General features: G+C 58.5%; 25 protein-coding genes. 10 read left to right on the top strand and 15 right to left on the bottom strand.

The annotated features are described in order from the left end of the window. Window positions 1-58 precede the first annotated feature (58 nt). From AACY07_RS02485 to AACY07_RS02460, 6 genes are all read right to left on the bottom strand, one after another. Window positions 59-400 carry a HopJ type III effector protein gene (locus tag AACY07_RS02485; protein ID WP_133076346.1) on the bottom strand — a complete coding sequence of 114 codons (342 nt, stop codon included), beginning with the start codon at window positions 398-400 and terminating at the stop codon, window positions 59-61. After that, a complete protein-coding gene (locus AACY07_RS02480) occupies window positions 397-690 on the bottom strand; it encodes a DUF1244 domain-containing protein (protein ID WP_338648746.1) in 294 nt (97 codons plus the stop codon). Before AACY07_RS02480 ends, AACY07_RS02485 begins: the two co-directional genes overlap by 4 nt. Before the next feature lie 14 nt (window positions 691-704). Beyond that, window positions 705-1,091 (bottom strand): dihydroneopterin triphosphate 2'-epimerase, encoded by a 387-nt coding sequence (folX, locus tag AACY07_RS02475; RefSeq protein ID WP_133076344.1) that lies wholly within the window; start codon window positions 1,089-1,091, stop codon window positions 705-707. Beyond that, window positions 1,091-1,651: a GTP cyclohydrolase I FolE gene (gene folE / locus AACY07_RS02470; RefSeq protein WP_339473329.1), complete on the bottom strand. Its 561-nt coding sequence runs from the start codon at window positions 1,649-1,651 to the stop codon at window positions 1,091-1,093. The genes folX and folE overlap by 1 nt, the downstream gene beginning before the upstream one ends. Before the next feature lie 24 nt (window positions 1,652-1,675). Then, window positions 1,676-2,386, bottom strand: coding sequence for a dihydromonapterin reductase (gene folM / locus AACY07_RS02465; RefSeq protein WP_133076342.1), 711 nt, complete (start codon window positions 2,384-2,386; stop codon window positions 1,676-1,678). Between the two features lie 88 nt (window positions 2,387-2,474). Beyond that, window positions 2,475-3,044 carry an antibiotic biosynthesis monooxygenase gene (locus tag AACY07_RS02460; protein ID WP_338648743.1) on the bottom strand — a complete coding sequence of 190 codons (570 nt, stop codon included), beginning with the start codon at window positions 3,042-3,044 and terminating at the stop codon, window positions 2,475-2,477. Between the two features lie 262 nt (window positions 3,045-3,306). On the opposite strand from AACY07_RS02460, the gene AACY07_RS02455 reads away from it, so the two are divergent. Next, window positions 3,307-4,239, top strand: a complete 933-nt coding sequence (locus AACY07_RS02455) for a MerR family transcriptional regulator (RefSeq protein ID WP_339473327.1) — start codon at window positions 3,307-3,309, stop codon at window positions 4,237-4,239. 6 nt (window positions 4,240-4,245) lie between these two features. Here AACY07_RS02455 and AACY07_RS02450 read toward each other — a convergent pair whose 3' ends face one another. Then, window positions 4,246-4,851 carry a hypothetical protein gene (locus AACY07_RS02450; RefSeq protein WP_338648741.1) on the bottom strand — a complete coding sequence of 202 codons (606 nt, stop codon included), beginning with the start codon at window positions 4,849-4,851 and terminating at the stop codon, window positions 4,246-4,248. Between the two features lie 58 nt (window positions 4,852-4,909). Beyond that, the gene (locus tag AACY07_RS02445; protein WP_338648740.1) at window positions 4,910-5,377 is read right to left on the bottom strand and encodes a PAS domain-containing protein; all 468 of its coding nucleotides are present in this window, start codon (window positions 5,375-5,377) and stop codon (window positions 4,910-4,912) included. Window positions 5,378-5,487: 110 nt separating this feature from the next. Here AACY07_RS02445 and AACY07_RS02440 point away from each other — a divergent pair, with 110 nt between their 5' ends. Further along, window positions 5,488-5,943 carry a flavodoxin gene (locus tag AACY07_RS02440; RefSeq protein WP_339473325.1) on the top strand — a complete coding sequence of 152 codons (456 nt, stop codon included), beginning with the start codon at window positions 5,488-5,490 and terminating at the stop codon, window positions 5,941-5,943. On the opposite strand, the gene AACY07_RS02435 is transcribed toward AACY07_RS02440, so the two are convergent. Beyond that, window positions 5,924-6,820 carry a LysR family transcriptional regulator gene (locus AACY07_RS02435; RefSeq protein WP_339473324.1) on the bottom strand — a complete coding sequence of 299 codons (897 nt, stop codon included), beginning with the start codon at window positions 6,818-6,820 and terminating at the stop codon, window positions 5,924-5,926. The genes AACY07_RS02440 and AACY07_RS02435 overlap by 20 nt on opposite strands. 99 nt (window positions 6,821-6,919) lie before the next feature. Here AACY07_RS02435 and AACY07_RS02430 point away from each other — a divergent pair, with 99 nt between their 5' ends. The 3 genes from AACY07_RS02430 to AACY07_RS02420 all read left to right on the top strand — a co-directional run bounded on the left by AACY07_RS02430 (window position 6,920) and on the right by AACY07_RS02420 (window position 8,767). Continuing rightward, entirely contained in the window at window positions 6,920-7,306 is a 387-nt protein-coding gene (locus AACY07_RS02430) for a CidA/LrgA family protein (protein WP_326427341.1), read from the top strand. Continuing rightward, window positions 7,296-7,982, top strand: a complete 687-nt coding sequence (locus AACY07_RS02425; protein ID WP_133076334.1) for an LrgB family protein — start codon at window positions 7,296-7,298, stop codon at window positions 7,980-7,982. The genes AACY07_RS02430 and AACY07_RS02425 overlap by 11 nt, the downstream gene beginning before the upstream one ends. 410 nt (window positions 7,983-8,392) lie before the next feature. Continuing rightward, window positions 8,393-8,767: a hypothetical protein gene (locus AACY07_RS02420; RefSeq protein ID WP_339473322.1), complete on the top strand. Its 375-nt coding sequence runs from the start codon at window positions 8,393-8,395 to the stop codon at window positions 8,765-8,767. Window positions 8,768-8,779: 12 nt separating this feature from the next. Here AACY07_RS02420 and AACY07_RS02415 read toward each other — a convergent pair whose 3' ends face one another. Beyond that, window positions 8,780-9,574, bottom strand: a complete 795-nt coding sequence (locus AACY07_RS02415) for an IclR family transcriptional regulator (RefSeq protein ID WP_339473321.1) — start codon at window positions 9,572-9,574, stop codon at window positions 8,780-8,782. Between the two features lie 164 nt (window positions 9,575-9,738). On the opposite strand from AACY07_RS02415, the gene hmgA reads away from it, so the two are divergent. From hmgA to AACY07_RS02395, 4 genes are all read left to right on the top strand, one after another. Beyond that, window positions 9,739-11,043 (top strand): homogentisate 1,2-dioxygenase, encoded by a 1,305-nt coding sequence (gene hmgA, locus AACY07_RS02410; protein ID WP_339473320.1) that lies wholly within the window; start codon window positions 9,739-9,741, stop codon window positions 11,041-11,043. A 3-nt stretch (window positions 11,044-11,046) separates the two neighbouring features. Further along, entirely contained in the window at window positions 11,047-12,351 is a 1,305-nt protein-coding gene (gene fahA / locus AACY07_RS02405; RefSeq protein WP_339473319.1) for a fumarylacetoacetase, read from the top strand. A gap of 12 nt (window positions 12,352-12,363) precedes the next feature. Next, window positions 12,364-13,002 (top strand): maleylacetoacetate isomerase, encoded by a 639-nt coding sequence (gene maiA, locus AACY07_RS02400; RefSeq protein WP_339473318.1) that lies wholly within the window; start codon window positions 12,364-12,366, stop codon window positions 13,000-13,002. Window positions 13,003-13,221: 219 nt separating this feature from the next. Beyond that, entirely contained in the window at window positions 13,222-14,247 is a 1,026-nt protein-coding gene (locus AACY07_RS02395; RefSeq protein WP_338649465.1) for a Leu/Phe/Val dehydrogenase, read from the top strand. Here AACY07_RS02395 and AACY07_RS02390 read toward each other — a convergent pair. From AACY07_RS02390 to AACY07_RS02380, 3 genes are all read right to left on the bottom strand, one after another. Continuing rightward, window positions 14,223-14,615 carry a MerR family transcriptional regulator gene (locus tag AACY07_RS02390; protein ID WP_133076328.1) on the bottom strand — a complete coding sequence of 131 codons (393 nt, stop codon included), beginning with the start codon at window positions 14,613-14,615 and terminating at the stop codon, window positions 14,223-14,225. The two genes, AACY07_RS02395 and AACY07_RS02390, sit on opposite strands and share 25 nt — an antisense overlap. A 39-nt stretch (window positions 14,616-14,654) precedes the next feature. Further along, window positions 14,655-15,230 carry an NAD(P)H-dependent oxidoreductase gene (locus AACY07_RS02385; RefSeq protein ID WP_339473317.1) on the bottom strand — a complete coding sequence of 192 codons (576 nt, stop codon included), beginning with the start codon at window positions 15,228-15,230 and terminating at the stop codon, window positions 14,655-14,657. A 78-nt stretch (window positions 15,231-15,308) separates the two neighbouring features. Next, window positions 15,309-15,566 carry a YebG family protein gene (locus tag AACY07_RS02380; protein ID WP_019410845.1) on the bottom strand — a complete coding sequence of 86 codons (258 nt, stop codon included), beginning with the start codon at window positions 15,564-15,566 and terminating at the stop codon, window positions 15,309-15,311. Between the two features lie 256 nt (window positions 15,567-15,822). On the opposite strand from AACY07_RS02380, the gene AACY07_RS02375 reads away from it, so the two are divergent. Beyond that, the gene (locus tag AACY07_RS02375; RefSeq protein WP_133076326.1) at window positions 15,823-16,323 is read left to right on the top strand and encodes a phosphate-starvation-inducible protein PsiE; all 501 of its coding nucleotides are present in this window, start codon (window positions 15,823-15,825) and stop codon (window positions 16,321-16,323) included. 70 nt (window positions 16,324-16,393) lie between these two features. On the opposite strand, the gene AACY07_RS02370 is transcribed toward AACY07_RS02375, so the two are convergent. Further along, window positions 16,394-16,822 carry an HPF/RaiA family ribosome-associated protein gene (locus AACY07_RS02370; RefSeq protein WP_133076325.1) on the bottom strand — a complete coding sequence of 143 codons (429 nt, stop codon included), beginning with the start codon at window positions 16,820-16,822 and terminating at the stop codon, window positions 16,394-16,396. 202 nt (window positions 16,823-17,024) lie between these two features. Further along, window positions 17,025-19,361, bottom strand: coding sequence for a TonB-dependent Fe(3+) dicitrate receptor FecA (gene fecA, locus AACY07_RS02365; RefSeq protein WP_339473316.1), 2,337 nt, complete (start codon window positions 19,359-19,361; stop codon window positions 17,025-17,027). Window positions 19,362-19,425 lie beyond the last annotated feature (64 nt).

Genomic DNA, 19,425 nt, shown 5'->3' with positions numbered 1-19,425 from the left:
AAGCGGCGCCTGCATCGCGAGCAAGCCCGCTCCCACCCCCTATGGGGCAGAGGCTGGCTTACGCCTTGCGGGTCAGCGGCTGTGCGTCGAATTTGACACCGGCCAGGCCGTGGGCAATCAGCGCACGGATATTGCTGTGGTCTGTGCCTTCAGGCGTGGCAAGCACCGAACGGTAATGCTCGCCAAACGCCAACAGCGCCTGCTGATCACTCAAACCTTCCAGCAGCGCCAGGCCCAGGGTCTTGCACGAACCTTCATTCTGCCCGGCAGCGTTTTCCACGCCGCCGTTATTGAAGGCCTGCGGCTGGTAATCATAGTGCGCTGCGATAAATGCCAGGGTGTCGGCGAAGAGGTGTTCGCCGCTGTCGAGGCTGGCGCGCAGGGTGTTCACATCAGTCATTGCTTTTTTCCTTGGGCAAACGCCGCGGTTTGTTCGGCGCTGGCTTCTTTCTGGTATTGGGATTTCCAGTCGGCATACGGCATGCCGTACACCGCTTCACGGGCGTCATCGAGGCTGATGTCGATCTGGCGCTCGTCAGCGGCAGCCTTGTACCACTTGGACAGGCAGTTGCGGCAAAAACCCGAGAGGTTCATCAGGTCAATGTTTTGCACGTCCTTGCGGCTGTCCAGATGTGCGACAAGGCGGCGGAAGGCGGCCGCCTCCAGTTCAAGCTGTTCTTGAGGAGTCATGGGGTTCACCGGGGTTATGAAGTTGCAGCCTGGCGGCTCGCCGCCAGCGTAATCGAGACCGATTCGGCAAAGCGCAGCGCGTGCGGCTTGTCGACTTCGACTTCGGCATACAGTACCGCGCCATTGGCCATTACCAGGTCCAGCAACTCCTGGGTCAGGCGCTCAAGCAGGGCGAAGCGGTTCTCTTCGACGTGCTGGATCACGGCCTTGGTGATGGTGCGGTAATTGAGCGCGTGGTCGATGTCGTTATCGCGCACCGCCTCTTGCGCGGCATAGAGGATGGTGAGGTTGATCAACACATCCTGCTTGTTGAGGATTTCTTCCTCATTGATACCGATGTAGGTGCGCAGGCACAGGTCCTTGACGCGAATACGGGCCATTCCTGGCTGAAGTTGTGGCATTACGACTTGCTCCGTCCAATCAGTTGCAAGAACTCCATGCGGGTGCTCGGCTCGCGAAACGCGCCAAGCATGACCGAGGTGTTCATGGTCGAATTCTGTTTTTCTACACCGCGCATCATCATGCACATGTGCTGGGCTTCAATCACAACGGCTACGCCTGCGGCCTGGGTCACGCTTTCAATGGCGTCGGCGATTTCACGGGTGAGGTTTTCCTGAATTTGCAGGCGACGGGCAAACATGTCGACGATGCGGGCGATTTTCGACAACCCCAGCACTTTGCCCGTCGGGATGTAGGCCACATGGGCCTTGCCGATAAACGGCAGCAGGTGATGCTCGCACAGTGAGTACAGCTCGATATTGGCCACGATCACCATTTCGTCGCTGTCAGAGGCGAACAGGGCGCCGTTGACGAGGGTCTCCAGGCTCTGCTCATAGCCATGACACAGGTACTGCATGGCTTTGGCTGCGCGCTTGGGGGTGTCGAGCAAACCTTCGCGGTCTGGGTCTTCACCGATATCGATGAGGATTTCGCGGTAATGCCCGGGCAGTGATGCGCTCATGAAAATACTTCCTCGCGGGGCGGCTTATTTTAGATGCCGGCCGCCATTGACGGTCAGGGTAGTGCCGGTCACATGGGGGTTGTCCAGCAGATAACGCAGGCTCTGGTAGATCACCTCGGCGCCGGGTTCTATGCCCAGCGCGGACTTGGCCAGCGCTTTGGTGCGGTACGCCGCATCGTCGTCAGGGTTGAACAACAGCATGGCCGGGGCGATGCCGTTGACTTTGATCTGTGGGGCCAGTTTAGCCGCGAATGACAGGGTCAGGCTGTCGAGCCCGGCCTTGGTGGCGCAATAGGCAATGTGCTTGCTGCTGCCCTTGCGGGTCACATCGTCGCTGATATGCACGATATCCGCCGGGGTCGAGCGCTTGAGCAGCTCGCTGCAATGCAGGTTGATCAGGTAAGGCGCGAGCATGTGCACGCTGAACATGTGCGTAAAGGCGTCGGTTTCTGTCTGCGGGGTTTCTGCCAGCCAGGCCGAAGCGTTATGCACAATTGCCCGCAAGCAGTCGGTGTGCTCTTTAAGTCGCTGGATAAAATCCAGAATGCCAGCCTCGGTGGAGAAGTCGGCAAACAACGCAACAGCGCCCAGGTCACGCAGGGTTTGCACCCCGGGTTTTTCGCTGCGATAGGTAAAAACCACCGGGTAACCGTCTGCCAGCAATTGCTGCGCGCAGTACAGGCCGATGCGCTGGCCGGCACCCGTGATCAGGATCGGAGCAGAAGAAGTGGGCATGACAGACTCGGAGCAGGTAAGCCGGAAACAGTCGCGGCGCAATGGCAAAACTATACCAGCGTCCGCGACGTAAAGCCCAAGCCCGAGCTTAGTTGCGCTGGGTTGCGATTGCGCTGCGCAGGGGTTTGCCTGGCGAGCTGTGCAGCCAGTTGGCCAGCAAGTGCGTGGACAGTGGAATAAATAGATAAACCATCAGCGGCGTCAGGGCCAGGGTGCTGACCAGGACCCGAGGCAACAGGCTCAGTTCACTCAATAAGGGCGCGCACACAAAATTGAACAGCAGCGATACGGGGAAGAACGCCAGCCAGATGGCAACGGCTTGTTTCCAGCGTGGTGGTCTTTGTCCGGCAGCGCCAAACCAGCCGTCGATCCCGCTGACGCGGTGCTCCGACGGGTTGGCAAACAAATCGCTGCCGCGCAGCAACCAGGCCTTGCGCGATACCGAGTGCTCCCAGGCATGCAAGGTGGCTTCGTCTGCGAAGCGGAAGATGATTTGAAATTCGTCGTCGCCCGGTGGTGGGGCCAGTACGCCGGAACCCAGGTATCCGGAAAAGTCCGTGGCCAGTTGTTCGCCTTCATGCAACCAGGCAATCAACTCCTGGTAGCGACCTTTGGCGACACGGCGCGCAACCATCAATGTGACAGGGGAGGTAGACATTGTGTATCTCCATGAGGCTAATGCTGCCCGGGTAGGGCAGGCACAAAACACAGCGCCGGGGTGGTGGGCTGAGTGATGAAAAACAAGCAAGTATTGTTCCTGAATGCTCACGGCGACGGTTGTGGGGGCTGGCGTGTCCGCAATGGCATCACCGCCGCTTACCTGGCAGGCAGTGCGGCCTGCATCGCGAGCAAGCCCGCTCCCACAGGGTCTGGATTGAGGGGTAGAATCCTGTCATCCCTTTCTGACTGTTGCCCGCCCAATGTCCGTGATTACTGAAGTTGAGCCCATTACACAGGCTGATGATTGCCAAGGTCTCTACCCGATCCGGGATGTGGCCAGGCTCACCGGCATCAACCCGGTGACCCTGCGTGCGTGGGAGCGGCGTTATGGTTTGATCGAACCAAAACGCACCGAAAGTGGGCATCGGCTGTACTCAGTGAGCGATATTGAGTCAATTCGCCTGATCATGGGCTGGCTTGAGCGTGGGGTTGCTGTCAGCAAAGTCGCGCAATTGCTCGCAAACACGCAGCCCGCTGACAATCCGCAGCCCGAGGCCAGCGAGTATGGCGAATGGCAAACCCGTATCAGCAGCGCGCTCACGGCCTTCAATGAGTCGGAGCTGGAGCGACTCTACGGTCAGATTTACTCCAGTTACCCGGTCGAAGTGGTGTTTCAGGGGATCTTCCTGCCCCTGTGGCAACAGTTGTCAAAAGCTCAGGATGTGTTTGGCCGAACCAGCGAATGGCTGATGCTGGACGGGTTCTTGCGCGGGCGGGTGCAGCATCGTCTGCAGTTGCAGGCGGCAGATGCCAGGCAGTGTGTGATGGTGGTGGCGATGCCCGAGCTGTGCCGCGAGCTGGAACTGCTGGTGACGGGCTTGCTGTTGACCCGTAATGATCGCGTAGTCCGGGTTTTGGCCATCGGCCAACCTTTGGAAGAACTGTCACTGGTCTGCGAAAAACTGGAGCCTCAGGCTGTCGTGCTGTTTGCCAGTCATGCCCTGGGGACGGCGCACCACCGCCGGCTGATGCGGCTGGCGCAAACCTTGAATTGCTCGATGTCATTGGCCGGGGCCGGTTCGAACGTGGCCCAGGAGGCGCTGGCGGGCTCATCCGTTGCTTGCCTGGGCAGTGAGGCCCGGTTGATGAATCAGCGACTGGACGCTGATCTCAAGGCAACACTGGGCAGCTGATCGAGATCAGCCGTGCAGGCTTGGGTGCGTCAGGCGGTGTTGCTGCAAGATGTATTGGCGCAGGCGTTCAGTCTCGCCCTTGTTACGCTGACTGAGCTGGTACGCGTAAAGGCCCAGTTCGGTTTTACGTTCAAGGGTGCCGCGCAGGGCAATGCGCTCATGGCCGCCTGGGCTGAACCACTGTGCAAACTGGCGGGGTGGCTCGCTGTCGTGACGCATTTCAACCAGCATCCCTTTGAACGAAAGTTCGGTGACCCACAGGTGACCGGCTTTGCCCCTGATGTTTTCCAGGGGGACCGGTTCTGCCAGGGTAAGGCGCCAGGGGCGGGATTTGGGGCCGTCTTCGAAGATGCTCGGCGTTCCGAGTTGCAGATGCTGGGCATGGAACTCGTCTTCAACCAGGCGCAGTGGAAAGCTCATTTGCTGGTTGGCGAATTGCGCCAGGATGGTGACCTGTTCATGGGCCGCCAGGCGTGTCAGCAGATCACGGATTTGCGACACACCGTTGACCGTCAGGCTGGACGACGCATCCCGCGTATTGAGCAGCGGGTTTTGGTGCATCGTTCGGATGAAATCCAGCTCGTCCTGAGTCAAAAGGGCATCGTGAGACATGGATGGGGCTCAAAAAAAGGTCAGAAAAATCGTCATTGCGATTATCAGACCGCTTTTTTTACGTTTTGTTTGATCCGCTCGTCGCCTTGAGTGCCTGCAACTCGGCCTGGACAGCAGCCAGCTGGGCTTCGAGCTGCGCGACACGCTGTTCGGCCTTGACGTGCTGGGTGACATCTTTCTGCACGCCAATAAAGTAGGTCAGCTTGTCGTTCTCGTTGAACACCGGCGTGATCGACAGCTCATTCCAGAAGTGCGTGCCGTCCTTGCGATAGTTGCGCAGCACCTGGCGAGTCGGCTGCCCGCTGGCAATGGCTTCGCGGATTAACTGCAGGCCACGCTGGTCGCGGTCGCCAGCCTGCAAAAAACGGCAGTCCTGATACAGGATGTCGTCGCGGCTGTAGCCGGTGAGGGCCTCAAACGCATCGTTAACATAAATCAGAATGTTGTCTTCGCCTTCTTGTTCGGCCACCACAATGCCGTCCTGGGACGCGTCTACCATGCGCTGCAACAAGCGGGCGTTGATCATCGTGCAATTCTCTTTAGTCGAACAGATTGCTGCATCTTAAGGCATAGGTACGAGAGCTGTGTCGCACCTGTTAATATCCCAGCCTTTTAGTCAGTTACAGGATCAGATTGATGAAAGTCGCCATCCTTTGCGGCTCGGTGTACGGCACTGCTGAAGAAGTCGCCCGTAATGCCAAGCAACTGCTCACTGATGCCGGTTTTGAGGTGTTTCTCAATTCCCGCGCCACCCTTGCCGATCTCCAGGCGTTCGGCCCTGAGGCTTTGTTGGCCGTGACCTCGACCACGGGCATGGGCGAGCTGCCCGACAATCTTGTGGCGTTGTACAGCGCCATTCGTGACCAACTGCCAGCCGCCTGGCGCGGTTTGCCCGGTGCCGTGATCGCCTTGGGTGACGAGAGCTACGGCGATACGTTCTGTGGCGGTGGCGAGCAACTGCGCGAACTGTTTGCCGAGCTTGGCGTGGGCGAAGTACTGCCGATGCTGCGCCTGGACTCCAGTGTCACGGTGACGCCAGAGGAAGACTCCGAGCCCTGGATTGCAGACTTGATCAAAGCACTGAACCAATAACCGGGCGTTCACGCAGCAGCTCAAGCCAGGCTTGGGCTGCCCGTGACAAATACGCGCCGTCGCGCCAGATGAACGCGATATCCCAGCGCAAATAGTCCGGTGCCAGCAGCTTTACCCGCACCACGCCGGGGCGCACCAGCCCGCGGGCAACCACGCTGGGCAGCAATACCACGCCCTGGCCTGCGGCCACCAGCGCCACCAAAAAATCCGCCTGCCCACTGCGTCCGCCTTCTATGGGGGTAAAGCCCGCTTGCTGGCAGGCCTTGAGCACGCGATCGTTGAGCACAAAACTGCGCTGATAGAGCAAAAAAGGAGTATCAGCCAATTGTTCAAGGCGCACGCTGGGGCCTTCTGCCAGCGGATGATCTACCGGGATCAAAACGTCCAGAGGCTCGTCACAAAAGGGCTGATAAGCAAATGCGGGATTCTTCGGCGTCAAGCTACCGCCCAGTTCCAGCTCGCCGCTCAAAACCGCCTTTTCAATATTCAAGCTGCCTTCTTCCAACAACTGCACCTGAATATTCGGATAACGTCGCCGGTATTCGGCAAATAACCCGGCAAACAGCGTATTGCTGCCCAGCAATGGCAGGCCTACTCGCAGCTCGCCCCGGGTCAGATGGCTCAAATCGTCCAGCTCGCTCAGCAACTCGTTGTGCAAACGCAGCATGTCCTCGGCTCGCTGTAGCACCACCGTCCCCGCAGCCGTCAGCCTGACCTGTGAGCCCAGGCGATCGAGCAGGGGCGTGCCCAGGCTGTGCTCGAGCTGTGCCACCTGCTTGCTGACCGCCGACTGGCTGATATGCAGGCCGCTGGCGGCCTGGGTGAAGCCGCCCAGGCGTGCAACTTCAATAAAAGTGCGCAGGTGTTTGAATTCCATCGTCGTGATTCCGTTTTGGAATGGCTATAAGTCTGACAATTCGTTTTCGGGATGGTAGCAGGCTCTTTAGACTGATGGCCTGTCAGGAATGGAAAGATCATGAAACGCTTTGATGTAAAACGCTTGGGTCGGCTGATCAGTGAGCTGGCGGTGTTGTTGGCGCTCTACTTCTTGGGCTGCCAGCTCGCGGCCTGGTGGCACTTGCCAATACCGGGGGGTGTCGTGGGCATGGCGCTGTTGCTGCTGGCGTTTGCCCTGGGCTGGGTCAAGCCTGCGACCCTGCAACTGGGGGCCGGCGTGTTGATGACTGAAATGCTGTTGTTTTTTATTCCCGCGCTGATGAGCCTGCTCGACTACGGCGTGATCATGCGTGATGACGGCTGGCGCATCCTGCTGGTGATTGGCGTCAGCACCCTGCTGGTGATGGTTGTGACGGCGTTTACCGTTGAGGCGGTATGCCGTTGGAGAGTGCGCCATGAAGTTTGAACTGATGCCCATGTTCTGGCTGTTGTTCACTCTGGCCACCTACGGTTTTAGCCGCTGGTTGTATCAGCGCACCGGCCGCTATCTGCTGTCACCGCTGATTCTGGTACCTGCCTTGCTGCTTGCCGTGGCCGTCCCGTTACACACCGCCTATGCCGAGTACTCCAGCAACACCCATTGGCTGATGCTGGTGTTGGGGCCTGTGACGGTCGCCTTCGCTGTGCCTATCTGGCAGCAGCGCAGGTTGCTGGCCCGGCATTGGGTGGCTTTGCTGCTGGGCATGCTGGCAGGCAGCGCAGCGTCCATCGGCAGTTCATTCTGGCTGGCCAGGGCGCTGTCACTCGACACTGAACTCACCATGTCATTGGTGCCGCGCTCCATCACCACCCCGTTTGCCATGCCGCTGGCCCAGGGTTTGGGTGGCGTACCGGAACTGACGGCTGTGTTTGTGATGTTTACCGGAGTATTTGGCGCATTGCTGGGCGGCATCCTGCTCAAGTGGTTGCCGCTGCGCAGCAGTCTGGCACGGGGTGCGCTGTTCGGTATCGGTGCCCATGGGGCGGGCGTGAGCCGCGCCCGGGAAGTGGGGAGCGAAGAAGGTTCGGTGGCAGGGCTGGTGATGGTGTTGACCGGCATTCTTAACCTGTTCGCCGCGCCGCTGCTGGCGATGGTGTTCTAGCTTTTACCGTTGCCACACAATCTGCGGGCATAAAAAAGGCCGCTGAAAACAGCGGCCAAGGAAGACGTTCATCAAGGAGCTACAAATCAACGTCAGGGTAAATCGGGTGCAGAGTCGATGCGACTCGATGCGTTGGACGTGTGTCCGTGCTGGAAAGTTCGACAAGAATAAGGACTTGCCCGCTGCGGAGTAAGGCCGCTTTACGACAATCTCTTTTACAGCTTCGACAACAGTGGTGGAGCAAAAAAGTGCGGTAGCTCAAAGGTTTATATATCTGATGAGGGCGTGATAACTATGTACTTCATGCCCTGCATATTGGCCGTGTTGAATGCGCTTTCACATGATTTCTCCCGGCTGATCTGATGCAGCACGAGGCTGCACAGGCCGGGAGCAATGACAGGAGGTTCATCATGAGCGATATGGATAAGCGTGTGTTCGATGCTGCAAGCTTCACCCTCAAGCCGAGCCCGGAAGTGCTCGAGCGGGTACGCTCGTTTCTGAATGAGCAGTTGCTGCACCATGCAATAGATTGCGAAAACATTTACATCAACACGGTCAACAACATCGTTGACCTGACATTGACCTTTAGCCAGGACCTGCAGGGCCTTGGCATGGACACGCTGGAGTGGGGCACGGTCCAGTTGCACAACGACTGGGAAACAGGCGTGTTCTCTAAACCCTGGACGTTCCAGGACAGCCACCGAATGCATCAGTTTGCCATCGAGGACATCGAACAACTGATGAGAGACCTGCTCGATGAAGCCAAATACAAATGGATGGTTTGACGCCGCTGATCGTCAGCCCGGCTGATAGCCCATTCGCCAACTGATGGCCTGGCTGGCAGCCAGCAAACGCTTGGCTGCCGGCCCGTTTTCATCGGCGTGGAACAGTGATGTGGGGCCAACCACGGTCAGTACACCGGCAACCTTGCCAGTAGCGTCGAATACCGGGGCCGACAGTGCATCAACACCGGGCATCAGCAAGCCATGCACAAAGTGCAAGCCACGCTGACGGATGTGCTCACAAAGCCGGATATAGGCCTCGGGTTTTTCCAACGGGTGAACCAGATCGGTTTTTAATTCCAGTTCGCGCAAATCGGCGGTTTCGCGGTCCGGCAAAAAGGCGTTGAACACCAGCCCCGTGGATGAACTCAGCAGCGGTAAAACCGAGCCTAGCTGAGTGACCACCGTGATTGCCCGCACCGCCGGTTCAATATGCACCACCGTGGCCCCCTGATTGCCCCACACGGCCAGAAAGCAGGTTTCGTTCAAGTCATCACGCAACTCGGCCAGGGGCAGGGCGGCGACCTTCAGCACATCCATGCTGTTGAGCGCGGCCAAGCCCACTCGTAACGCCTCACGCCCCAGGCCGTAATGGTTGGTGGCGATATTCTGCTCGGCAAACCCGCTGGCAATAAGCGCCTGTAGATAGCGATGCACCTTGCTGGCGGGCATCTGCACGTGTTCGGCCAGGCGCGACAGCGAGGTCGAGGGTGACAGCTCGGCCAAGGCCTTGAGGATGTCTGTGCCGACCTCGGCCGAACGCACTTTTTGTTTGCCGGCACTGTCATTGCTGCTACGGGGCTTTTCCATGGTGATGCTTATATCTCGGGACGAATGGGCGTCTTTATAGCTTGACGCTTAATACCAATCAAATTACGTTATGCGTAATTGAATTACGATAAAAATAACGCAGCGACGCGCAGGTTGTCTCACGGCAATGCGCAGTCCACTGTCTTCTCCACTCTGGAGGCTCCATGAACCTCGACGCGTCTTCGCCAGTCCTTGGCTATCAATCCGGGTTTGGCAATGAATTCAGCAGCGAAGCACTGCCCGGCGCCTTGCCGGTCGGTCAGAACTCTCCGCAAAAAGCCCCGTACGGCCTGTACGCCGAATTGTTGTCCGGCACTGCATTCACCATGGTCCGCAGCGAGTCGCGGCGGACCTGGATGTACCGCATCCAGCCGTCCGCCAATCATCCTGCGTTCGTTAAACTGGAGCGGCAATTGGTCGGCGGCCCACTGGGCCCGGTGACGCCTAATCGCTTGCGATGGAATCCGCTGCCGATCCCTGCCGAGGCCACTGACTTTATCGATGGCCTCGTGGGCATGGTGGCCAATAGCGGGGCGGAAAAACCCTCGGGCATCAGCATTTACCATTACCGTGCCAATACCTCGATGCAGCGTGTGTTTTTCAATGCTGACGGCGAGTTGCTGCTGGTGCCTGAGCAGGGTCGCTTGCGTATCTGCACGGAGCTGGGGCGTCTGGACCTGGAGCCTTTGGAGATTGCGGTCATCCCCCGTGGACTAAAGTTTCGCGTTGAGTTACTCGACCCGCAGGCCCGTGGTTATGTCGCCGAAAACCACGGCGCGCCGTTGCGCCTCCCGGACCTGGGGCCGATTGGCAGCAATGGTCTGGCCAACCCCCGCGACTTCCTGGCGCCGGTCGCCCATTACGAAGACGGCCAGGGCAGCACGACGCTGGTGCAAAAATTTCTCGGCGAACTGTGGGGCTGCGAGCTGGATCACTCGCCGCTGAACGTGGTCGCGTGGCATGGCAATAACGTGCCCTACAAATACGACTTGCGCCGCTTCAATACCATTGGCACGGTCAGCTTCGACCATCCCGATCCGTCCATTTTTACCGTCCTGACTTCGCCGACCAGCGTGCCTGGACTGGCCAATCTGGACTTCGTGATTTTCCCGCCGCGCTGGATGGTGGCTGAAAACACCTTCAGGCCACCGTGGTTCCACCGCAACCTGATGAACGAATTCATGGGCCTGATCCAGGGCAGCTACGATGCCAAGGCCGAAGGCTTCTTGCCGGGAGGTGCCTCTCTGCACAGCTGCATGAGCGCCCACGGCCCGGACGGCGAAACCTGTACCAAAGCGATTGCGGCCGAGCTGCAACCGAGCAAGATCGACAACACCATGGCCTTCATGTTTGAGACCAGCCAGGTGTTGCGTCCCAGCCGGTTTGCGCTTGAATGCCCGCAACTGCAATCGAACTACGACGCTTGCTGGGCCTCCTTGCCCGCAACCTTCACCCCGAATCGGAGATAACCCATGACCCAGTCCACCTTCCCCCGTAGCTGGATTGCCTCCGCCAACGGTCACAGCGACTTCCCGCTGCAAAACCTGCCGATGGGCATTTTCAGTATTGATGGGTCTGCTGCGCGCAGCGGGGTTGCCATTGGCGATTCCATTTTCGACCTTGAAGCCGGACTGGCGGCCGGTCTGTTCGAAGGCCAGGCGAAGGCTGCAGTAGAAGCCTCGTTGGGCGGGGCGTTGAATGCCTATTTTGCGTTGGGCCGCGGCGCCCGGGTTGCCCTGCGCGAGCGCCTGCTTGAACTGCTGGTTGAAGGCAGCACCCTGCGCGGGAAAATCGAAGCCCAAGGCGCAAAGCTGCTGCCGTTGGCGGCGGATTGCCAGCTGCATCTGCCTGCCAGAATCGGTGACTACACCGACTTTTATGTCGGTATCGAGCACGCAAAAAATGTCGGCAAACTGTTCCGTCCCGACAATCCGCTGCTGCCCAACTATAAGTATGTGCCGATTGGCTATCACGGCCGCGCCTCTACCATTCGTGCGTCGGGTGCCGACGTACGCCGTCCAAAAGGGCAAACCTTGCCAGCGGGTCAGACTGAACCGACCTTTGGTCCATGCGCGCGCCTGGACTATGAGCTGGAGCTGGGGATCTGGATTGGCCAGGGCAATGAGATGGGGGACGCGATTCCTGTCAGCGAAGCAGGCGAGCACATCGCCGGTTTCTGCTTGCTCAACGACTGGTCGGCCCGGGATATCCAGGCCTGGGAATACCAGCCGCTGGGCCCGTTTCTGTCCAAGAGCTTTATCACCAGCATCTCGCCGTGGGTGGTAACGGCCGAAGCGCTGGAGCCGTTCCGCCGTGCGCAACCGGCCCGTCCTGAAGGTGATCCGCAGCCGTTGCCGTATCTGCTTGATCCCAAGGACCAGGCCGGTGGTGCCCTGGATATTGAACTTGAAGTGTTGTTGTTGACCGAGTCGATGCGCCAGCAAAATCTGCCCGCCCATCGCCTGGGGTTGAGCAATAGCCTGAACATGTACTGGACCGCTGCGCAGCTGGTGGCTCACCACAGCGTCAATGGGTGCCAATTGCAGTCAGGCGATCTGTTTGGTTCGGGGACGTTGTCGGGCCCTGCCCGCTCACAGCTGGGCAGCCTGCTGGAAATCACCGAAGGCGGCAAACTCCCGATCGAGCTGGCTTCGGGAGAGGTGCGCAAATTTTTGGAGGACGGTGATGAAATCATCCTGCGTGCCCGCTGCACCCGTGAAGGTCATGCCTCCATTGGTTTCGGCGAGTGCCGGGGCAAGGTTGTCGCAGCGCGTTAAAAGGAGCGGGTCATGGAACTCTTTACCTATTACCGTTCCACGTCTTCTTACCGGGTGCGGATCGCGCTGGCGCTCAAGGGACTGGATTATCAGGCAGTGCCGGTCAACCTGATTGCGCCGCCTGGCGGTGAACACCGCCAGGCGGCGTATCTGGCGATCAACCCGCAAGGCCGCGTGCCGGCCTTGCACACCGATGAGGGCAGCGTGCTGACCCAGTCGCCGGCGATCATTGAATATCTTGAAGAGCGTTACCCGCAGGTAGCGCTGCTGTCCCCGGATCTCACCGTCCGCGCTCACGAGCGGGCGGTGGCGGCCCTGGTGGCCTGCGATATTCACCCGTTGCACAACGTCAGCGTGCTCAATCAACTGCGTCAATTGGGGCAGAGCGAAGAGCAAGTGGTGCAGTGGATCAGTCACTGGATCACCCAAGGGCTGGGAGCCATTGAGCAATTGATCGGTGACAGCGGATATTGCTTCGGGTCGCAGCCAGGGTTGGCGGATGTGTACCTGATCCCGCAGTTGTACGCCGCGCAGCGTTTTGGCGTGCCAATGGCGGCGTACCCGCGGATTGCCCGTGTGGCAGCGCTGGCTGAGCAACACCCGGCGTTTATCCAGGCGCATCCAGCCAATCAGCCCGATACACCTGCCTGAACTCACTGTGGGAGCGGGCTTGCTCGCGATCGAATCAACGCGGTCTTGCTGGATAACCTCGTTGTCAGTATCGCGAGCAAGCCCGCTCCCACAGAGTCCGATCCCGCCGGGATATGTCCGAAACCCCGAAAACCGCACAGGCTTATTCCTGCGCACTTCAACGATTTTTCTGGCGCCGCCTATACTGGCGATTACCCATAATCGTTCGAGGGCCTGATGATGTTTGCTCTCATGCAAAGCGCTCAGCTGGAGTCGCTGCACCTTAGTGTGGACCCCGTTACAGGCCTCAAGGCCGTGATTGCGATTCATAACACTCATTTGGGTCCAGCATTGGGTGGCTGCCGTTATCTGGCGTACCCCAACGACGAAAGTGCTGTGAACGATGCCATTCATCTGGCTCAAGACATGAGCTACAAGGCGGCTCTGGCCGGTCTGGCCGTTGGGGGCGGGCAGGCAGTCGTCATTCGTGCGGCCCATGTCGAAAGCCGTGCGCAGCTGTTTGAAGCGTTTGGCCGCTGCGTGGAGCAACTGGACGGGCGCTACATCACCGCCATCGACAGCGGCACCTCTACCGCCGATATGGATTGCATTGCCCAACATACCCGACACGTCACCAGTACCAGCGCTGCAGGCGATCCTTCGCCGCATACGGCAATGGGTGTGTTTGCCGGTATTCGCAGCACCGCCTCGTCGCGCTTGGGCAGCGACAATCTCGAAGGTTTGCGGGTAGCGGTACAAGGGTTGGGCAAGGTGGGGTACGCGCTGGCCGAGCAACTGCATGCTGCGGGAGCCGAGTTGCTGGTCTGCGATACCGATCCGGTTAAAGTGCGCCTGGCCATGGAGCAACTTGGTGCGCATCCCATCGCGTGCGAAGCCTTGCTCAGCACCCCGTGCGATATTCTGGCGCCGTGTGGTCTGGGTGGCGTGCTGAACTGGCACAGTGTGGCGCAACTGCGCTGCTCGGCTGTGGCCGGATGTGCGAATAACCAGCTGACCAACCTGCAAGTGGCAGATCAACTTGAGCGGCGGGGTATTTTGTACGCGCCCGATTACGTCATTAATTCTGGCGGCTTGATCTATATGGCGCTGACCCATGAAGGCGCAACGCCCGAGGCCATCAATGAGCAGTTGTTGCGTATCAGCCGGCGATTGACCGGCATCTACGCCCATGCCCAGGCTGAAAAGCGCTCACCGGCACGGGTTTCGGATGAGCTGGCGCATCAATTGCTGTACCCCAAGGACTGAACACAGGCCAAATCCAGCTCCAGGCCTCCCATGGCAAAGCGTGACTCAAACTCAACCAGCCCCGCATGCACCTGCTGCAATGCCTCGATCTGGCTTGCCACAGCGTGTTTTTTGCGGGCAATTGCGTTGCTGACCACTTCCCAGGGCAGTGTCTGGCCGCGGTGCTCATCGAGAATGGCCTGCATCTCCTTGAGTTTGAAACCCAATTGCTGCGCGCACTTGATAAACATCAACAGCTCAACGCTCTGTTCGCAGTAGACGCGATAAGCGCCCCGGCGTTGCGGTGGTGGCAACAGGCCGATGTCTTCGTAATGGCGAATGCTTTTGACGGTGGTGCCCGACAGCTGGGCGGCTTTGCCGATGTACATGAAAAGTCCTTTTTCAATGGCCGCCCGCAAGGCTGATACTCAGCGGATCGCGAGCGTGCGGGCTTGCTGCAGCCATGTGGTTTTTTGTGCGTGCGTGGCGTCCAGAAGCGGGCCGAACGTCAGGGTGGCGAGGGGCTTTATGCCACAAAACGCGAGGGTGGTTTTGCGTATTTGATGCAGCCCCGGCATGCGGTAAACCCATTTGTAGTACCAGGGGGGCGTGTCCATCGTCACCAGCAGGTGGGCACTGCGACCTTTCAGGAGCTTGTCGGGGAATGCCTTGCCCTTGCGGTACTGAAAGGCAAAGCCGGGTAGCAGGATCCGGTCGAAAAAACCTTTCATTAATGCGGGGATTCCGCCCCACCAGATCGGGTAGACCAGGACCAGATGCTCAGCCCAGAGGATGTCTGCCTGAGCGTTGAGCAAATCAGGCTCCAGTGCCTGGATCTGCCTGTAACCCTCATGGAGTACCGGATCGAAGTGCAGGGTGCCCAATTGCAGGACGCGAACATCATGGTTGGCACTCCTGGCAGCCTCGACATAGCTGTCTGCCAGTGCACCACAGAAACTGTCGGTGCCGGGGTGACCCAGGATCACCAGTACTCGCTTGCTCATCGTGACGCCAACCTGAAAGGGGGCCTTCGAGGTTAGGGGCTGCCCCATAGGGGAGAGTCAAGCGAGGACTGGGTGCGATTACTCGCTGTCGACCAGCAACTCGGACAGGGCGTCCGGCTGGCTCTTGAAGGCCTTGGCAAACACATCGCGATTTTTCGCCATGTAAATACCGGCTTCCTCGACTTGTTGCTCGCTCAGGGACGGCACAGCTTTTTGCAACACTTCGGCCAGCAATTCTGCCAGTTCCAGCATTTTGTCATGACGGTCAGCTTCGGCTTTATCCATGAACAAACGCTCCAGATCTCGGCTGCTGCGGTATACCACTTCGACGGCCATTTACCACCTCATATGCCTTCACGTAAATTATCTTGCGATTACTGTATTTATATACAGCTAAAAGGATAATCCAATCACCTGGATTTGAATAGCGGCTTTTTCACTCTAGCTGCAATTGGTAGGCGCAACGGTAGCCTGACGTGTCTAATAGCCGCCCGCCATCATCTCACCAGGGGTCGCTGGCCTTTTTTCTGCATGTAAAAAGCGTCATGTGCATCGCGGATGATCCGTTCGAGTCGATTCAAGGAGCTGCATCGTGAGAGTTAACAAAGCTGAGAAGCTACGTCGCCAGGTTCATGAACTGGCCGAATCGATGGGCAATCTGTTCGTCGAAACCTTCCATTACCTGGCGTTGTTTGCCATTGGTGCGGTCACTGCCTGGGCGGCGGTGATGGAATTTCTGGGGATGGTGGAGAAGGGCAACATCTCGATTGATGACATCCTGCTGCTGTTCATCTACCTGGAACTGGGCGCCATGGTAGGCATTTATTTCAAAACCAACCACATGCCCGTGCGCTTCCTGATTTACGTGGCAATTACGGCGCTGACCCGCTTGCTGATTTCCAACGTGTCACACCACAACCCGCCGGACATGGGCGTGGTGTACCTGACCGGGGCAATCCTGTTGCTTGCGTTTGCCATCCTGGTGGTGCGCTATGCGTCTTCGCAGTTCCCGTCGGTGAAGATCGAGAATCCCCATCGCAAGACCGGTACCGGCTCCAGTGAGCATCCGGAAGTGGAGAAGGGCGAGTTGTAAGGGCTCTTCATGAAAAAGGGCGGGCTTACCGAAGTAAGCCCGCCCTTTTTTATGCGTCCTGGACGCGGTATCAGCTATTGAGTTCGAGTTCTTTTTCTTTTTCCAAAAACTCTTCTTCCAGCAAAGCGTCAGCGCTCTGCTTTGGTTCTTTTGCCTCAAACCCTTCCGGGGCGAGGGCCGCAGTGCGTTTGCCACGCAGCTTGCCGAACAGGTGTTCCAGAGCGTGCTCCAGCTTTTCAGCTGCACCCTCCACAGCCTGGGTCAGCGAATCAGCGTCGTGGGATACAAGAATCGGCTGGTGTCCTTTAGGTCGAGCCTCCATTTTGCAGCGTTTGTCCTTCGGACCAGACTTGCCACCATTTTCATCACTGAGATGGACCTCGACCCGGGTCAGATCTTCCAAATGGCGTTCGAGCGTTACTTCAACAGTAGCGGTGACCCAGTCTTGGGTGCGTTTGTCACTGTCGATATGTTTATCGGAAAAGACGTGAGTAAGCATAGTTCTTCCCTTATATAAGCGTGCTCGTGTGAGGTCTGACGGCCTCGTGTGTACAAAGGTTCATCGTCATTGCTCAGTTACAGTGTTTGGGCCGATGAGCAAATATTTCAAGCACTATTTTCAGGAAGTCTTTCAAGTCGTGATCGGCGTCAGTCTTTGCCGGTGAGAAAAGCCCGCGTGTGCGGGCTATGATCGATTTATATCAAAATGCGACAGAAGTCTGGACGTAGAGCGTGCGCGGTTCGCCCACGTATTTCCCCTTGTTGTTATCGTCAAACGAGCGTGTGTAGTACTCGTGATTGAGGATGTTTTTGACGCCCACCGCCACGTTCAGGTCAGACAGTTGATGACCGAAGTCATAGCCCACGCGGCTGTTGAACACCATGTAACCGGGGATTAAACCGGTGCTACCGTCAGCGCTTTCGGCACGTGTGTTGGCGTTGTCGGCGAACTGGTTGCTCTGGAAGGTACTGTCCAGATTGGCTTTCCATTGGCCTTCGGTATAACCGACCCCGATGCTGCCTTTGTTTTTTGAGGAGAACGGCACACGATTGCCTTTGTTCGGCCCATCTTCACGGATGGTCGCGTCAACATAGGCGTAGGTGGCGTATACGTCGAAACCCGCCAGTACCGGGCTCAGGCCATCCAGCGCGTAATTGATGCTGGCCTCGATGCCCTGGTGCCGTGTCTTGCCCCGGGCGATCACCGTATCGGTGGTCTGGTTGCTGTCGTACTGATTGTTGAAGTTGATGAGAAATGCGCCGATCTCCGCGCGCAGGTTGCCATTGTCATAGCGTGTGCCGATTTCCCAGGTGCGGGCTTTTTCCGGTTTTACTTCGCCGCCGGTGACGCGGTTGGGCATCTGGCTGTACTGCACGCTGCCGAAGGAACCTTCGGTATTGGCGTAGAGATTCCAGCTGTCTGTCACGTGGTACATCACGTTCAAGGCAGGCAGCGGAGTGTTGTAGTCGCCCTTGTATTTGACGTGGGTCAGCAGGTTGGTTTGCTGCTGTTCAATCATTTCGTAGCGAATGCCGGGGGTGAACGTCCACTTGCCGATGTCGATCTTGTCGTCGATAAAGAACGCATGGGCCTCGGTGGCGCCCCGGGTGTCGCGGTCATTGCGGCTATTGGTGGTAGGCAGCTGGTTGGCTGCAATGGGCGTGCGGTAGCGCAGCTCATGGCCAGCTTCGTTGATATAGCGATAGCCCGCGCCCACTTCGTGGCTGGTGTTGCCCAGATCAAAGCCCTGGGCTATGCGTGTTTCGATCCCCCGAACCCAGTATTCCCGTGGTGACAGCGAGAGAAAGGTGCCCTGGTCCAGGTAACCGCTGCGCAGGGTTTTGGTGAAGAAGCTGTTGACCGTGAATTCACGGCGGTCTTCCTGGTAGCGATAACCGAAGTTGACCAGTGTGCGGCGGCCCCAGAACTTGTCGTTCGGGCGGGTCGATTGATACGGGTCAGCCTTGTAGGCCGCCGTGCTCAGGCCGCCGGGCATATCGGCTTCGCCATCGTAGTACTGGGCCATGGCGTTCAGGCTGTTGGCTTCGTCGATCTGGTAATTGCCTTTGAGGATCAAGTCGTCGATGCGCGTGTCGCTGTGTTCGCGCCAGTCACCGCCGCGGGTACCGGAGTACAGCAAGGCGCCGCCCAGGCCATTGTCAGCGGTACCACCGGCCAGCAGGTTGGCGGTTTTCTTGAAGCCATCCTGTGTGGACGACGGGTTGGTCTCGGTCTGGAAACCCGCCTTGACGGTAGGTTCGTCAGGAATGGCGCGAGTCACGAAATTGACGATACCGCCTACGTTTTGCGGGCCATAACGCACTGCACCGCCGCCGCGAACCACGTCGACCGCATCCATGTTGCCCATGCTGATCGGGGCAAACGACAACTGCGGCTGACCGTAGGGCGCGAAGGGCACGGGGATGCCGTCCATCAACACGGTCGAACGGGTCGCCAGCCGTGGATTGAGCCCGCGAATACCGAAGTTGAGCGCCATGTCATGGCTGCCAGTACCGTTGTTTTCCGGGGCGTTGACGCCGGGAATGCGATTGAGCACTTCCCGGGCAGTGGTCGCACCCTGGCGTTCGAAGTCTTCGCGGCGGATCACGTCACGGGCGCCGGGGTGTTCGAATACATTGGTCTGCGCCGCGTCTCCCAGCCAGTCGCCGACCACGCTGGAAGCGCCCAGCTCAATGCTTGCCGGCGCTGTGGAGGCAGTCACCGGTTGCAGGCTGAACGCGCCCTGGCCTTCGGCACGGGCTTGCAGGCCGGTGCCTTCGAGCAAGGCGTGCAAGCCTTGCTCGGGGTCGTAGGTGCCTTCCAGGCCCTTGCTCTGAATACCGCTGGCGGCGGTTGAACTGAAGGAAATCAGCACCCCGGCTTCACGACCGAACTGGTTCAGGGCGTTTTCCAGCGATGAGGGGGCGATGTGATAGGCCTTGGCGTCGGCAAAGGCCATCGGCACAACGCTGAAACTCAAACTGGCACCCAGTAGCAAACGGGTCAGGGACATGAGACGCAAGGGCTGAGCAGGCATGAATGGATCCTGAGAAGATGAAAAACGAAGTGGCTTTCCTTCTCTGTCACGCCAGATTTGAAAT

It is taken from the genome of Pseudomonas sp. RL_5y_Pfl2_69, assembly GCF_963970465.1.
Classification (GTDB): Bacteria; Pseudomonadota; Gammaproteobacteria; order Pseudomonadales; family Pseudomonadaceae; genus Aquipseudomonas.
Note: the sequence above shows the minus strand (reverse complement) of the source record. Positions and strands in the feature narration are given on the sequence as shown.

Coding starts and splice junctions, on each gene's coding strand:
- folE (WP_339473329.1), bottom strand. CDS start 1,651: ATGAGCGCATCACTGCCCGGGCATTACCGCGAAATCCTCATCGATATC.
- folM (WP_133076342.1), bottom strand. CDS start 2,386: ATGCCCACTTCTTCTGCTCCGATCCTGATCACGGGTGCCGGCCAGCGC.
- maiA (WP_339473318.1), top strand. CDS start 12,364: ATGGAACTCTTTACCTATTACCGTTCCACGTCTTCTTACCGGGTGCGG.
- AACY07_RS02440 (WP_339473325.1), top strand. CDS start 5,488: ATGAAAGTCGCCATCCTTTGCGGCTCGGTGTACGGCACTGCTGAAGAA.
- AACY07_RS02415 (WP_339473321.1), bottom strand. CDS start 9,574: ATGGAAAAGCCCCGTAGCAGCAATGACAGTGCCGGCAAACAAAAAGTG.
- folX (WP_133076344.1), bottom strand. CDS start 1,091: ATGCCACAACTTCAGCCAGGAATGGCCCGTATTCGCGTCAAGGACCTG.
- AACY07_RS02450 (WP_338648741.1), bottom strand. CDS start 4,851: ATGTCTCACGATGCCCTTTTGACTCAGGACGAGCTGGATTTCATCCGA.
- hmgA (WP_339473320.1), top strand. CDS start 9,739: ATGAACCTCGACGCGTCTTCGCCAGTCCTTGGCTATCAATCCGGGTTT.
- AACY07_RS02485 (WP_133076346.1), bottom strand. CDS start 400: ATGACTGATGTGAACACCCTGCGCGCCAGCCTCGACAGCGGCGAACAC.
- AACY07_RS02380 (WP_019410845.1), bottom strand. CDS start 15,566: ATGGCCGTCGAAGTGGTATACCGCAGCAGCCGAGATCTGGAGCGTTTG.
- AACY07_RS02455 (WP_339473327.1), top strand. CDS start 3,307: ATGTCCGTGATTACTGAAGTTGAGCCCATTACACAGGCTGATGATTGC.
- AACY07_RS02395 (WP_338649465.1), top strand. CDS start 13,222: ATGTTTGCTCTCATGCAAAGCGCTCAGCTGGAGTCGCTGCACCTTAGT.
- AACY07_RS02445 (WP_338648740.1), bottom strand. CDS start 5,377: ATGATCAACGCCCGCTTGTTGCAGCGCATGGTAGACGCGTCCCAGGAC.
- AACY07_RS02390 (WP_133076328.1), bottom strand. CDS start 14,615: ATGTACATCGGCAAAGCCGCCCAGCTGTCGGGCACCACCGTCAAAAGC.
- AACY07_RS02385 (WP_339473317.1), bottom strand. CDS start 15,230: ATGAGCAAGCGAGTACTGGTGATCCTGGGTCACCCCGGCACCGACAGT.
- AACY07_RS02430 (WP_326427341.1), top strand. CDS start 6,920: ATGAAACGCTTTGATGTAAAACGCTTGGGTCGGCTGATCAGTGAGCTG.
- AACY07_RS02425 (WP_133076334.1), top strand. CDS start 7,296: ATGAAGTTTGAACTGATGCCCATGTTCTGGCTGTTGTTCACTCTGGCC.
- AACY07_RS02460 (WP_338648743.1), bottom strand. CDS start 3,044: ATGTCTACCTCCCCTGTCACATTGATGGTTGCGCGCCGTGTCGCCAAA.
- AACY07_RS02370 (WP_133076325.1), bottom strand. CDS start 16,822: ATGCTTACTCACGTCTTTTCCGATAAACATATCGACAGTGACAAACGC.
- AACY07_RS02480 (WP_338648746.1), bottom strand. CDS start 690: ATGACTCCTCAAGAACAGCTTGAACTGGAGGCGGCCGCCTTCCGCCGC.
- AACY07_RS02435 (WP_339473324.1), bottom strand. CDS start 6,820: ATGGAATTCAAACACCTGCGCACTTTTATTGAAGTTGCACGCCTGGGC.
- fahA (WP_339473319.1), top strand. CDS start 11,047: ATGACCCAGTCCACCTTCCCCCGTAGCTGGATTGCCTCCGCCAACGGT.
- AACY07_RS02420 (WP_339473322.1), top strand. CDS start 8,393: ATGAGCGATATGGATAAGCGTGTGTTCGATGCTGCAAGCTTCACCCTC.
- fecA (WP_339473316.1), bottom strand. CDS start 19,361: ATGCCTGCTCAGCCCTTGCGTCTCATGTCCCTGACCCGTTTGCTACTG.